Annotated in this window: 11 protein-coding genes; all 11 read right to left on the bottom strand. The window is 69.0% G+C overall.

Going from position 1 to position 13,830, the window contains the following annotated elements; all coding sequences use genetic code 11:
* Positions 1-31 precede the first annotated feature (31 nt).
* The 11 genes from prmC to lysA all read right to left on the bottom strand — a co-directional run bounded on the left by prmC (position 32) and on the right by lysA (position 13,830).
* A complete protein-coding gene (gene prmC / locus HMPREF3165_RS03840; protein ID WP_009747883.1) occupies positions 32-928 on the bottom strand; it encodes a peptide chain release factor N(5)-glutamine methyltransferase in 897 nt (298 codons plus the stop codon).
* Positions 918-2,012 (bottom strand): peptide chain release factor 1, encoded by a 1,095-nt coding sequence (prfA, locus tag HMPREF3165_RS03835; protein WP_070510945.1) that lies wholly within the window; start codon positions 2,010-2,012, stop codon positions 918-920. The genes prmC and prfA overlap by 11 nt, the downstream gene beginning before the upstream one ends.
* A 119-nt stretch (positions 2,013-2,131) precedes the next feature.
* The gene (rpmE, locus tag HMPREF3165_RS03830) at positions 2,132-2,344 is read right to left on the bottom strand and encodes a 50S ribosomal protein L31 (protein ID WP_003782958.1); all 213 of its coding nucleotides are present in this window, start codon (positions 2,342-2,344) and stop codon (positions 2,132-2,134) included.
* 140 nt (positions 2,345-2,484) lie between these two features.
* The gene (gene rho / locus HMPREF3165_RS03825) at positions 2,485-4,584 is read right to left on the bottom strand and encodes a transcription termination factor Rho (RefSeq protein WP_070510943.1); all 2,100 of its coding nucleotides are present in this window, start codon (positions 4,582-4,584) and stop codon (positions 2,485-2,487) included.
* A gap of 388 nt (positions 4,585-4,972) precedes the next feature.
* Positions 4,973-5,758, bottom strand: coding sequence for a CE1759 family FMN reductase (locus HMPREF3165_RS03820; protein ID WP_083303184.1), 786 nt, complete (start codon positions 5,756-5,758; stop codon positions 4,973-4,975).
* 1 nt (position 5,759) lies between these two features.
* Complete coding sequence (locus HMPREF3165_RS03815) at positions 5,760-6,908, bottom strand: CE1758 family FMN-dependent luciferase-like monooxygenase (RefSeq protein WP_070510941.1); 1,149 nt, start codon at positions 6,906-6,908, stop codon at positions 5,760-5,762.
* 229 nt (positions 6,909-7,137) lie between these two features.
* Positions 7,138-8,040, bottom strand: a complete 903-nt coding sequence (thrB, locus tag HMPREF3165_RS03810; RefSeq protein ID WP_020991711.1) for a homoserine kinase — start codon at positions 8,038-8,040, stop codon at positions 7,138-7,140.
* Between the two features lies 1 nt (position 8,041).
* The gene (locus tag HMPREF3165_RS03805; RefSeq protein ID WP_070510939.1) at positions 8,042-9,370 is read right to left on the bottom strand and encodes a homoserine dehydrogenase; all 1,329 of its coding nucleotides are present in this window, start codon (positions 9,368-9,370) and stop codon (positions 8,042-8,044) included.
* A 269-nt stretch (positions 9,371-9,639) separates the two neighbouring features.
* Positions 9,640-9,807 carry a hypothetical protein gene (locus HMPREF3165_RS13415; RefSeq protein WP_003786832.1) on the bottom strand — a complete coding sequence of 56 codons (168 nt, stop codon included), beginning with the start codon at positions 9,805-9,807 and terminating at the stop codon, positions 9,640-9,642.
* Positions 9,808-10,059: 252 nt separating this feature from the next.
* The gene (locus HMPREF3165_RS03800) at positions 10,060-11,883 is read right to left on the bottom strand and encodes a DUF7926 domain-containing protein (RefSeq protein ID WP_070510937.1); all 1,824 of its coding nucleotides are present in this window, start codon (positions 11,881-11,883) and stop codon (positions 10,060-10,062) included.
* Positions 11,884-12,369: 486 nt separating this feature from the next.
* Positions 12,370-13,830: a diaminopimelate decarboxylase gene (gene lysA / locus HMPREF3165_RS03795; RefSeq protein ID WP_003786835.1), complete on the bottom strand. Its 1,461-nt coding sequence runs from the start codon at positions 13,828-13,830 to the stop codon at positions 12,370-12,372.

Raw genomic sequence — 13,830 nt, 5'->3', positions numbered from 1 at the left:
CCGGCCACCTTTGCTTCACCTACCGAAGAACCTATCTCACGGCGCGCAGGTAGCGGTCGCGGCCGGTGAGGTCCTGGCCGGTCTCGGCCTGCTTGAACCCGGCTCCGAGCGCGGCGGCGCGCAGCAGCGCCCCCTGCTCGTGGTCGTGCTCCATGACGAGCACCCCGCCGGTGCGCAGCAGCGCAACCGAGCGCACCAGGACGTCAATCGGAATCTCCAGCCCATCGGGCCCCCCGCCGTAGAGCGCCACCGTGGGCTCGTGCTGCTCCGTCTCAGTGTCCTCCACGGCGCCGGCCGGCACGTAGGGCGGGTTGGAGACGACGACGTCGACCTGCCCGTTGAGGTCGTGGAGGACCAGCGGGTCGGTGGCGTCGGCGTGGATCACCTCGACGCGACCGGGCACCAGCCGCTCACAGTTCTCGCGGGCCAGGGACGCCGCGGTCTCACTGATCTCGACGGCGACCACCCGGGCACCCGGCACCTCCTTGGCGACGCAGGCCGCGATCGCACCCGAGCCGGTGCACAGGTCGGCGGTCAGGACCACTCCCCCGCCGCCGTCCATGACCTCGCGGGCCGCCTCAATGGCGGCCCCGGCCACCACCTCGGTCTCCGGGCGCACGATAAACACGCCGGGACGACTGATGAGCTCGGCGCCCCGCAGCCACATGCGCCCGATGATGTGCTGGAGGGGCTCACGGCACTCGCGGCGCAGCACCAGCGCGTCATAGGCGGCCGGGAAGTCGCCGTCGGCGCCGTCGGCCAGCAGCAGGGCCCGCCCCAGCAGGTGCTCGGCCAGGATGCGGGCATCGACCTGAGGGCTGGTCACGCCGGCCGCAGCCAGCCGACCGGCAGCCTGACGCACCAGCGCCCGCAGCCCGTAGCGGTCCACCGCACCCGCCGGCGCGCCGCCGCACAACTCAGGAACCACTGCCCTCACCCACCTGGGATAATCGTTCGGCCTCGTCCATGGCGATGGCCGAGGCGATCACTGGACCGAGATCACCGTCAAGAACGGCATCGAGGTTGTAGGCCTTGAAGCCGGTGCGGTGGTCGGCGATCCGGTTCTCAGGGAAATTGTAGGTGCGGATGCGCTCGGAGCGGTCCACAGTGCGCACCTGACTGCGACGGGCCTGCGCCGCCTCGGCGGCGGCCGCCGCCGCGCGCTCGGCCAGGAGCCGGGCCCGCAGGACCCGCATGGCCGCCTCCTTGTTCTGCAGCTGGGACTTCTCGTTCTGCATGGACACGACAATCCCCGTGGGCAGGTGCGTGATGCGCACGGCCGAGTCCGTGGTGTTGACGCTCTGGCCCCCAGGCCCCGAGGAACGGAAGACGTCGATGCGCAGGTCGGCGGCGTCGATCTGGAGCTCACCGGGGTCGTCGGCTTCCGGCATGACCAGGACGCCGGCCGCGGAGGTGTGGATGCGGCCCTGGGACTCGGTGACCGGGACTCGCTGGACGCGGTGGACACCGCCCTCGTACTTCAGGTGCGCCCACACCCCGTCCTGGGGTTCCACGGGTCCGCGGGCCTTGATGGCCAGGCGCACGTCCTTGTAGCCGCCCAGGTCGGAGTCGGTGGCGTCCAGAACCTCCACGGCCCAGCCCTGCCGTTCGGCGTAACGGGAGTACATGCGGGCCAGGTCGGAGGCGAACAGCGCCGACTCCTCACCGCCCTCACCGGCCTTGACCTCGATGATGACGTCGCGGGAGTCGTCAGGATCCCGGGGCACGAGGACCTCGCGCAGGTGCTCGCCGGCAGCGGCCTCGGCGGCCTCCAGGGCCGGCACCTCAGCGGCGAAGTCCTCGTCCTCCGCGGCCAGCTCGCGGGCGTCGGCCAGGTCGGCACTGGCCGCCTGCCATGCCCGGTAGGCGGCCGCGACCCTGCCCAGCTCGGCGTAGCGGCGCCCCAGCCGACGCATGGCACCGGGGTCGGAGGCCGCGGGCCCGGCCATCTCGGCCTCGATATCCGCGTACTCGGCCAGGAGCGGCTCTGCGGCGGAGAAGTCCTCACTCATGGACTCGGGTTCCTTCACTGGCTAGGAGTCGTGCTGACGGGCACCAGCGGCACTCGTGCGATATGCAAACGACGCCGACGGCGACTCTGGGAGCCGGCCGCCGGCGTCGTGAGACGCGGCTACTTGCTGCGCTTGCCGTACCGGGCCTCGAAGCGGGCGACGCGGCCACCGGTGTCGAGGATCTTCTGCTTGCCGGTGTAGAACGGGTGGCAGGCCGAGCACACGTCCACGCGGATCTCACCGGAGGTGACGGTGGAACGGGTCTCGAAGGTGTTGCCACAGGTGCACGTGACCGTGGTGGCCACGTAGTCGGGGTGGATGCCCTGCTTCATAGGTTTCTCCTTAAGCGTCAGAGGGTCCCGGGTCCCACGCGGGAGCGAGGGTGAACCGGAGGCCAGCAGCAGACTATGCCACCGGCCGCCGGCCCATGCAACGGCTTTACCGCGTGAGACCGGGCACCTGGCCGGTTGCGTTACTCGTCCTCGCCGTCGGCCAAGGACGTGCCGGCCGGGGTGGTCTTGGACAGCACCATGAGGAACTCGGCGTTGGACTGGGTGTCCTTGAGCTTGGAGAGCACCAGCTCGATGGCCTGCTGCTGCTCCAGCCCGGCGAAGAGGCGACGCAGGCGCCACATGATCTTGAGCTGGGCGGGGTCGATGAGCAGCTCCTCGCGGCGAGTGCCGGAGGCCGCCACGTCCACGGCCGGGAAGATGCGCTTGTCGGCGAGCTGGCGCGACAGCCGCAGCTCCATGTTTCCGGTCCCCTTGAACTCCTCGAAGATGACCTCATCCATCTTGGAGCCGGTCTCCACCAGGGCCGTGGCCAGGATAGTCAGGCTGCCGCCATTCTCCACGTTGCGGGCCGCCCCGAAGAAGCGCTTGGGCGGGTAGAGGGCGGAGGCGTCCACACCACCGGAGAGGATCCGGCCGCTGGCCGGGGCCGCCAGGTTGTAGGCGCGCCCGAGCCGCGTGATGGAGTCCAGCAGCACGACGACGTCCTGGCCCAGCTCCACGAGGCGCTTGGCGCGCTCGATGGCCAGCTCGGCCACGATCGTGTGGTCGGAGGCGGGGCGGTCGAAGGTGGAGGCGATGACCTCGCCCTTGACCGTGCGCTGCATGTCGGTCACCTCCTCGGGGCGCTCGTCGACGAGCACGACCATGAGGTGGGCCTCGGGGTTGTTGACGCTGATGGCGTTGGCGATCTGCTGCAGGACGATCGTCTTACCCGCCTTGGGCGGGGAGACGATGAGCCCGCGCTGCCCCTTGCCGATGGGCGAGACCAGGTCGATGATCCGTGGGGTGACGGCCTTGGGCGTGGTCTCCAGGCGCAGCTGCTCCTGGGGGTAGAGGGGGGTGAGCTTGGCGAACTCGGGGCGGCGCTTGGAGCGCTCGGCGTCCATGCCGTTGACGGTCTCGACGCTGACCATGGGGTTGTACTTGACCCGGCCGGCCTGGTTCTGACGGCGGTTGTTGCGCCCGCCCTGGTGGGGCGTGGAGGACTCTCCGCCCTCGCGGACCCAGCCGGTCACGGCGTCGCCGGCACGCAGCCCGTTGTCCTTGATGAGCTGGTTGGAGACGTAGACGTCCTTGGGGCCGGGCAGGTACCCGGAGGTGCGCAGGTAGGCGTGCTGGTTGTCGGTGACGTCCAGGATGCCGGCGACCGGCAGGAGGACCTCGTCCTCACGCGGCTGGTTGCGGTTGCCGCGCCCGGCGGATCCGTCCCGGCCCTCACGGCCGGAGTCACGGTCATCACGGTCGAAGCGGTCGCGTCCGCGCTTGCGGCCCCGACGACGGCGCCCACCGCGCTCCTCGTCGTAGCCGTCGGACTCGTCATTGCCGTCACGGCCCCGGCGCGAACGCTCCTGGGGCTCGACGACGGAGGTCCCGGTGGCGTCGGCCAGGTCCCGCATGAGGGCGGCCTTGGCATCGGCGTGGTCCTCGGGTGAGTCGGTACGGGGCTCGCGCGAGGCGCGCTCCTGGTTCTCGGGGGCGCCGGCGGAGGCCTGGGCGCGCCGGCGGCCGCGGCGGAACTGGTCGCGCGAGGAGCGCTCGCCGCGCTCCGAGCGGCCATAGGAGTCACGGTCATCGCTCTCAGTGGTCTCGGAGCGCTCGGCGCGCTCGCGCCACCGGCTGCGTGCGGGGCGCTCCTCGTCACGGCCGGAGCCGCTGTCCGAGTCGCTGCTGGAGGAGCCGGAGCGAGCCGCCAGATCGAGGCCCAGGTCGAGGGCCGGCGCGGACTGGCGCTCCTCGGGGGCCCCGGAGGCCGCGGTGGCGCGACGACGGCGGGAGCGCCCGGAGGCCGCGGCCGGGGGCTGCTCCGGTGCGGGCTCACTGGCCGCTGAGGCGGAGGAGGAGTCAGCGGCGTTGGTCGCCCCGGCATCGGGCGAGCTCTTCGACGTGCTGTGGGAGTCGGGAGTGGAGGCGGAGGAGCCGCGCGCCTCACGGATGGCGGCGACGAGCTCACTCTTACGCATACGGGAGGTGCCCTTGAGGCCCATGGAGCCGGCGAGCGACTGAAGCTCGGCCAGACGCATGGTGGAAAGCGAGGGCTGGGCGCTGGAGGTCTCGGTCACGAGTGTCCTAACGGTGTGATAACGCTCCGACAAAGGAAACGTTCAACTGGGGAGACTTCCCCGGAATCATTCACGGGGGTGGGTCATGCACTGCCGGCTTCTGCTGAGACCTGAGCCTCAGGTCCGGGGCTGGTACGGTCAGCGGCGTGGTGCGATCCGTGCGGCCGACAGCGTCATCATAGCAGCCCGGAGAAGCAGCACCTAACGGAACACTGGCGAGCAACGCCGGGGATGCAGCCGTTATTCCATCCATATTCCATCCATGACACTTCTCGCCGTCGCCGTGACGCCGGCGGGGCCGACCGTACGCACGATCAGCCCCACCGGAATGATCGACTCGGACACAACCCAGTCGACTCTTGCCCTTCAAGCTCCCAGGCTCACGACCTCAACGACCTGCGAGAAGCGTCTCCATGGGCGCGAAGTCGGCCAACGGGTCAACCGGTGCCTGGCGCGGGAAGCGCTCCATGAGCGTGGCCAGCTCCCGTCCCGCCCGGGCCACGCGCTCGCTCAAGGGCGACTCGGGCCTCTCCGAGGATGATGGCCTCTGCCAGGCCGCACCGAAGTCCTCACTGGCCGCGAAGACGGCGGTCTGCGTCGGAAGGGCCTTCATGTAGACCACCAGCGGCCGCAGCGCCATCTCGGTCACAAGACTGTGCCGCGCAGTGCCGGCCGTCGCCCCCAGCAGGACGGGGACGCCCTCAAGCGTGCCGGTCGGCAGCACATCCATGGCGGACTTGAACAGTCCGGAGTAGGAGGCCTGAAAGACCGGGCTGACCAGGATGACGCCGTCGGCGGTGGACAGGGCATCGATCACCTTCTGCAGGTCGGCGGACACCGGCCCACCCACACTGGCCAGGGCGATGTCCTTGACCAGGGGCCTGAGCCCGATGACCTCGATGCTGGCCAGGCGGGAGTCGGACTCCAGGGCCTTGCGGGTCGACTCAGCCAGCCGCTCGGCGAGCATCTGGGAGGTCGAGGGCTCCGAGACCCCGGCGTGCAGAGCCACGATCCGGCTCAAACGCCCCATCTGGGTATTGGCGTAGGCGTCATAGGTCGGCGATCCGGCCAGGGACTGGGTGCCCCCGGAAGGGGCGACGGGCGCGGTCGTATCAGCGGTCATGTCATCCATCTCCTGCCTGTCACTCGTCGTGTCACGGGTTTCCCATGCCATCTCAGATCCTCACCTTCCGGCCCGTGAGCGGGTCGAACTCGTTGGACAAGGAGAAGGGCTCCTCAGCCGGCGGCTCGGCCCCCTCCAGCAGGGCCCGGTGGCGCGGGTGGAGCGGCGCGTCGGGAACCCCCTCGGGCCTGGTGGACTCCAGCTCGGCGCGCAGCGCCGGAACGATCTCGGAACCCAGGTACTCGATCTGCTTCATGATCTCCTTGTGCGGGACGCCGCCCAGGTCCAGGTTGAAGGCCTGACGCTGGTAGTCGCCGATCGCGTCCCGGTAGGTCAGGTACTTCTCCACGATCTGCTCAGGCGTGCCGACCGCGAGAGGCGTGTGCTGTGTCATCTCTTCCAGCGACGCCCCCTGGTAGACGTAGGTGTTGCGGAAGTAGGGGGTGTATCGCTCGATGGCCTCGGCCTCACTCCTGGCAGCGAAGATCTGTCCACCCAAGCCCACGATCGCCTGCTCGGGCCGGCCATGACCATAGAAGGCGAAGCGCTCTCGGTAGAGGTCGACCATCTTCTTGACGTGGTCGATGGGCCAGAAGATGTTGTTATGGAGGTATCCGTCTCCGTAGTAAGCGGCCTGCTCGGCGATCTGGGGCGAGCGGATGGAGGCGTGCCACACGAAGGGCGGGACGCCGTCGAGCGGGCGGGGCATGGAGGTGAAGTCCTGCAGCGCGGTGCGGAACTCACCCTCCCAGTCCACATTGGTCTCGCGCCACAGGCGGCGCAGCAGGTCGTAGTTCTCCACCGCGAGCGAGATGCCCTTGCGGATGTCCTTGCCGAACCAGGGGTAGACCGGCCCGGTGTTGCCACGCCCCATCATGAGGTCGACGCGCCCGTCGGAGAGGTGCTGGAGGTAGGCGTACTCCTCGGCCAGACGCACCGGGTCATTGGTCGTGATGAGGGTGGTCGCAGTGCTCAGGAGAAGCTTGTCCGTGCGGGCGGCGATGTTGGCCAGCAGGGTCGTGGGTGACGACGGCGCGAAGGGTGGGTTGTGGTGCTCCCCGGTAGCGAAGAAGTCCAAACCCGCCTGCTCGGCCAGGACCGCCATCTCGACTGTGTTCTTGATGCGCTGATGCTCACTGGGAGCCTTGCCAGTAGCCGGATCAGTCGTGATGTCTCCAACTGTGAAGATTCCAAACTGCATCGGACGTCCTCCCTATTCTCAACACTGGATTTCAATGATTTCTTGTGTACTGAGAGAACTGGAGAAGCCCATAGTTTATTTCTCAACTACCCAGATGTGGTGCACGTCCCACGTGGAAGCAGGGCTCTGCCGCCTCACCGGGGATTCGAGACGGACGCGGATCGCGGGCGTCCTCGAGTCCGAGGACGCCCGCGATCAGGGAGGCGGATGAAGAAGCCACCCGCTCAGATCAGGAGGTCAGGACCGCCCCACGGGTGTCGATTCCGGGGCTGAGTACGCTCCAGCCGTGGTTCTCCAGGGCGAAGCGGGTCTGGTCGGCCAGGGTGGACAGGACCAGCACCGTGGGACCGGCGCCGGAGATGACGGCCGGGTAGCCCTGCTCGCGCAGCGAGTCCATGACGGCCATCGAGGCGGGCAGGACTCCGCGCCGGTATTCCTGGTGGAGGCGGTCCTCGGTTCCGGCCATGAGCAGGTCGGGACGTCCGGCGAGCGCCAGCATGAGCACGGCGGCCCGGGAGGTGTTGAACAGGGCGTCCTCGCGCGGCACGGAGACCGGCAGGACCTGACGGGCCTCCTTGGTGGACAGGCGCGTCGTCGCCGGCGGGATGAGCAGGCTCACCCCGAGGGAGGCGTCCAGGGGCATGGGCGCCATGCGCGGGCGTCCCCCGCGCTCGACCCAGGCGACAGTGGCGCCTCCGAACACGGCGGGCGCGACGTTGTCGGGGTGGCCCTCGAAGTCGGTGGCCAGGGCGAAGATCCGGTCATCGCTGAGGGCCTCGGGCTCGGCGATGAGGCCGCGCGCCAGCATGAGTCCGGCCACGGCGGCACTGGCGGACGAGCCCATGCCCCCGCCGTGGGGGATCCGGTTGACGCAGCGCATCTCGAAGCCGGCCTGTGGGGCGCCGACGGCGTCCAGACCGGCTCGCAGCGCCTGCACGACGAGGTTGTCATCATCGGTGGGGACCGTCTCGGCACCCACGCCCTCGACGATGACGCGGGTGGTGCCGGTGATCGGCCGCACCGAGACCTCGTCGTAGTAGCGGAAGGCCATGCCGAAGGAGTCGAAGCCCGGCCCCATGTTCGCCGTCGTGGCCGGGACTCGGACAGCCGCGCGCTCGTAGACGATGCGCATGTCACTCGCCCTCGACGCGTTGGATGGAGACGACCTCGGCGACCCGGTCGGAGTCCCGCAGGCCCTCGACGGCGGCGTCGAGGTGGAAGACGGGGGCAGGGTGGGTCACGAAGGTGACGACGGCCTGATCGTGGCTGCCGTCGGAGGTGACGTAGGCGCTCTGACGCACCGAGTTGATGGAGACCTCGTTCTCGGCGAAGACGGAGGCCATCGCGGCCAGGGAGCCGACGGCGTCGTCTGAGCGCAGCTGGATCTGGTAGCGGGTGACGGCGGCCTCGGGGCCGAGGACCCGCAGGCTCGCGTAGGAGGACTCGCGGGGGGCCTGGCCGCCGTGGACCCGGTGGGCGGCGGCTGCGACGACGTCGGACAGGACCGCTGAGGCGGTCGGGGCTCCTCCCGCTCCCTGACCGTAGAACATAAGGCGCCCGGCGCTCTCGGCCTCGACGAGGACGGCGTTGTAGGCGCCGTGAACGCTGGCCAGCGGGTGGTCGTTGGGGACCAGGGCGGGGTGGACGCGCACGGAGACGCCTTGCGCGTGCTCGTCGTCGCGGCGCTGGGCGATGGCGAGGAGCTTGAGCTCGCAGCCCGAGGCGTGGGCCTCGCGGATGTCGTCGGCGGTGACCTCGCGGATGCCCTCGACGGAGACGTCGTCGAGGCCCACGCGGGTGTGGAAGGCGAGGGAGGCGATGATGGCGGCCTTGGCGGCGGCGTCCAGGCCGTCGACGTCGGCGGTGGGGTCGGCCTCGGCGTAGCCGAGCTCCTGGGCGGTGGCCAGGGCGGTCTCGAAGGAGAGTCCCTTGGTGCTCATCTCGTCGAGGATGTAGTTAGTGGTGCCGTTGACGATACCGAGCACGCTGGTGACGCGGTCACCGGCCATGGACTCGCGCAGCGCGTAGACCACAGGGATGGCGCCGGCGACAGCGGCCTCGTAGTAGAAGTCGGTGCCTGCGGCCGCGGCGGCGGTGTAGAGCTCGGGGCCGTGGGCCGCGATGAGGGCCTTGTTGCCGGTGATGACGCTGGCCCCGGCCTTGAAGGCGGCCAGGATGAGGGTACTGGCCGGCTCGATCCCGCCGATGAGCTCAATGACCAGGTCGTTGCCGGTGGCGACGGCGGTGGCGTCATCGGTGAGGAGGTCCTGGGGGACGGCGAAGTCACGCGGCGCGTTGACGTCGCGGACGGCGACGCCCGTGATCTCAAGACGTGCGCCGGAGCGGGCGGCGAAGTCGTCGGCCTGCTCGGTGAGGAGGCGAATGACCTGGCTGCCGACGGTCCCGGCGCCGAGGACGCCGACGGTCAGTGTGCGCTGGGCGGGTGAGAGGTCCTGAGCCACGGGATGACCACCTTGCTGTGTGTGCTGTGTTGCGTGCCGCGCGTGGGCACTTCGACTGCGTCATGCGATGGGGCCGATCGGCTGGCACGGTCAACCGACCGCCCACCGGCGCTGGCCATCACTGCGGGCCAGCATAAGGGGCATCGGCCGTGGAGCGCTTGCATGTCCGCCTGTGGACACACGACCGGCTCTGTGATCCCCAGTGCGATGAGGCCGGCAGGGGTGCCTCCGGCGCTGGCCTGAGGCTGCGCGCAGACGGGGCGGAGTTCTCAGCGACGCCAGATGATCTGCTTGAGCAGTCGGCCGATCACCCGCCCCAGTCCCAGGGATACCGGGGCGGCCGCGCTGTCGGAGTACCCCCAGGCCGGAGGCGGCTGCTCCAGGGAGGAGAGGAAGGAGGTCAGTGAGGACGAAGAGGAGGAGGTTGTTGCGCTCATGCCTTCAGGCTAGAAAACAGCCACGCGATAAGCGCCCCTCGAGAGAATGATTGGCGGGGCGGCCTCCTCCTCCCCACGGCCGAGACGATCGAATGGGGCTCTCCTGCTTTCGGCAGATCCACCGAGCCGGACCGTCGGGGCGGGACCCCAGGGCGCAGACGGCCAGTGGCCCCGCCCCGGCTGAACCGGAGAGGGGCCACTGGATGGGCTCTGCTGACAGAGCGTTCAGGCTCGAGAAGCGGTCACCCGCGTTCAGGAGGCGTTGCGGCGACGAGCCACCAGCAGGGCACCGCCACCCAGGCCGGCGCCGGCGAGCAGCACGAGCGCAACGGCGTTAGCACCGGTGTGCGCCAGCGGCGGGGTGCCACCGTTCGGTGTCTTCGGGGTGGAGGTGGGCGGCACCGGAGCACCCGGGGTGCTCGGCGGCTGCTGCGTGGTGGTCGGCGGGGTCGCCGGCGGGTTGTCCACCGTGGGCGGGGCCTGCGTGGTGGTCGGCGGGGTCGCCGGCGGAGTGGTCACCGTGGGCGGGGTCTGCGTGGTCGTCGGCGGCGTCGAGGTGGTCGTCGTCGTGTTGGTCAGAGAGACATTGACGATCTCCTGGTCGCGGATGGTGAAGGTGTTGGTCTTCTGGCCGTCGATGGTGAAGACCGGCTCGCCCCAGCTGAAGCCGGAGGCGGCGGGCTGGGCCTTGGAGGTGTCCTCGGTGAGCGTGACCTTGGTGCCCACGGGGAAGGTGCCGTCGAAGGTGACCGGCTCACCGGGCTTGACCGTGACGGAGGAGGTTCCGGTGCGGCCCTCGCCGGTGGCCTTCTGGCCCTCGGGAGCCTTCCAGTCCGGGTAGGAGCTGGCAGCGGCCGGCAGCTCGTAGGCGACGTCGACGACGAAGCTGGAGCCGGCGGCCTTCGCGGCAGCATCGCCCTCGACGACCTTGGTCACGTTGAAGCTGCCGAAGCCGGGCTCCATCTGGACCGAGATGTCGAAGTACTGGACGTAGGACTGCTTCTGGGTGCTGGTCAGGTCCGTACCGTTGAGGTTCACGGTGTTCTCGTAGGAGGTGCCTCGGGAGGCGGCGACGGCCTTGCCGTTGGCGTCCACGAAGGAGACGGGGTACTCCAGGGTGAAGTTGGTGCCGTTCTGGAACGGACCGGTCACCTCGTAGGTGGCGGTGCGGCCGTCCTCGGAGTAAGTGGCCTTGACGTCGTAGTCACCGTACTGGGTGGTGGAGTCCTGGCCGGCGGCGTTGGTCAGCGGGATGGACTTGCCGTCAGCAGGACGCAGGTTGAGGACCGTGCGGGTGGCGTCGGCCTGGTTGAAGGTCATGCCGCCACCGAGGGTATCGGTGAAGACGATGCTCTGGCGGGAGCCGTCGAAGGTCTTGCCGAGCTTGCCACCAGTGGTCTGGTTGGTCCCGAAGTTCACACCCCAGGTCAGCTCCTTGTAGTTGTTGTAGAAGCTGGAGGCCCACTTGGTGAGCTCCCAGTCGCTCTCCTTGGGGCCGCCGATGCCGCCGCCACCGGGCAGGGTGACGGTCGTGGTGACGCCGTTGACGGTGAAGTCAACGGACTGCACGTCGGTGGCCTTGGCGACGGACACCAGGGCGGAGCCGGAACCCTTGAAGTTGTGGAAGCCGGCGGCCTTGAGCTCGTCAACCTTGGAGTTGAAGGTGCAGGTGACGTCCTTGACGGTCAGGGTGCAGGTACCGACCTCGACATCCTTGCCGCCGTACTCGACGGTCATGGGGTGGGTCTCGTTGTTCTGCAGGTTGGTGAAGTACTCACCCAGACCGATCGTGAAGGAGTCGCCGCTCTTGAGGTTGGCGTCGACGCCGCTCCAGTCGAAGCTGAGACGGGCGAGGTCGTAGGTGTTGAGCTGTCCGTCCTGCTCAACGTTGTTGCCGTCCACCCGTGTCAGAGACAGGTTGGTGACGTTGACGCTCTTGTTCTGCTCAGCGCTCGCCTGAGGGGCGAACTGAGACAAGATCGCGACAAGGAAGAGAGTGAGGATGGCGGCGGCCCCCCTCACCGCCCCTCGCGTGAGGGCCGGCCGAGAGGCGGCGCCCGTGGACATTGTGTTCATGGGTTCTCCGGATTCCTGGCATAGATGACAAGGGTCTGCCTTGTGAAACATCACCGAACGTTCCCACCGTCTGTTCAGGAGAGGGAAAGGCCGCCCCGTGATGACCAAGACCACTGTGTCACAAACCGACTGATTGGGAACAGGGAACACTCAAAACACGCGCGACGTCACAGTCTCGTCACATCCGAATCTGCCTATTCTGACAATCATCAGCCTGCCACATTGTAGGTTTCCTACAAGGAATCTGTCGTCGAGCCATGCCACCCCTGTGTCTCCCCTATCAGGCAAGCCACGCTTCAGTTGTGTCAGCCCTCCAAAACAATCGACATCCACCCCACCTTTGAAGCGGCTACACCCAGCAATCTTTAAGATTGTTGTCGCCCTCAGGATCACCTCATCGTTTTATCAGAACATATACAGAAGCGCCGTCGTTGCAGGAATTGTTCCTGGCACGACGGCGCTTCAGCGAGCGACCGATAGGAGACCTCAGCCCTCCAGGCGTACAAGGTCCTCGATGGTCTCGGGTCGCAGGACCCAGCCCGACTCACCCTCACGCACCCAGCGCACGCCGGGGCGGGTGAAGAGGTTGTAGTTGGAGGCCATGGAGCGCCCGTAGGCGCCGGTGGCGGGTACGGCCAGCACGTCACCGACGGCCAGGTCGGCGGGCAGGTCCACGTCGCGCACGACGACGTCGCCGGACTCGCAGTGCTTGCCCACCACCCGGCTGCGCACCAGCCCGGCCTGCGGGTCGGGGCGGCGGTTGGCGATCAGGGTCGTGTAGGCGGCCTCGTAGAGGGCGGGGCGGATGTTGTCGCTCATGCCGCCGTCAATGCTGACGTAGAGGCGCGAGGCCCCCTCCCCCAGCTCGACGCGCTTGAGGCCGGTGACGGTGTAGAGGGTGACCGTCGTCGGGCCGGCGACTGCGCGGCCGGGCTCGATGGAGACGGTGGGGACCTCGTCTCCAAGACGCTCGCAGGTCTCGCGCACGGCCTCGGCCAGGGTGCGGGCGACCTGCGCCGGGCTGGGCGGCACCGGGTCGGCCCCGGTGTAGGCGATGCCGTAGCCACCGCCCAGGTCGACCTCCGGGCACAGGTGCCCGGTGTCGACAGCGACCTCGTGGCGCAGGGTGAGGACGATGCCGACGGCCTCCCGGAAGCCGGCCAGGTCCAGGATCTGGGAGCCGATGTGGGAGTGCAGCCCGTGCAGCTCGAGCTCGGGGGCGGCGATGATCGCGTCGATGGCCTGACGGGCAGCGCCTCCGTGGACGGAGAGGCCGAACTTCTGGTCCTCGTGGCCGGTGGAGATGTACTCGTGGCCACCGGCGTGCACGCCGGTGGTCAGGCGCACCATGACCTTGCCGGTCTCCTCGGGCCCGTAGACGCTGCTGGCGCGCAGCTCGCGCACGGCGCGGACGGCGAGCTCGACCTCCTCGAGGGAGTCGAGGACGAGGTGACCCACGTGGTGGGTGAGGGCGACGGCGATCTCGGCCTGCGTCTTGCCGTTGCCGTGCAGGCCCAGACGGGTGGCGTCCGTGGTGGCCTCCTCACCGTCCACCTCCTGCAGGGCGGCGAGGGATACGGCGAGCTCGCCGCGGCTGGCGGTGTCGATGCCCATGCCCTCCTCGAGGACCCACTGGGCGACCTTGGTGGTCAGGAAGGCCTTCCCGGCGTAGAAGGCCTCTCCCCCGGCCATGCCGTAGCTGGGCCAGAACTCCTCATGCATGGCGGCGGCCCAGGAGGCGGCGCGCCCGCGCAGGTCGGCCTCGTCCAGGACGAAGACGGGGCTGGGGGCCTCGGCGAGGATCTCGGAGACGGTCAGTCCGCCTAGGACGAGCTCGCCGTCGTCCGTGCGCCGTGCCGTGGTGGGCCACAGGTCGGGACGGTCCTCGGGCTCGGGGCAGGCCAGCGACCCCAGGGGCGGCTCTCCGGCGGGAATCTGGTCAGTCAT

The sequence above is a fragment of the Actinomyces sp. HMSC08A09 genome (assembly GCF_001807465.1).
Lineage (GTDB): Bacteria > Actinomycetota > Actinomycetes > Actinomycetales > Actinomycetaceae > Actinomyces > Actinomyces oris.
This window is presented reverse-complemented; position numbering and strand designations above follow the sequence as displayed.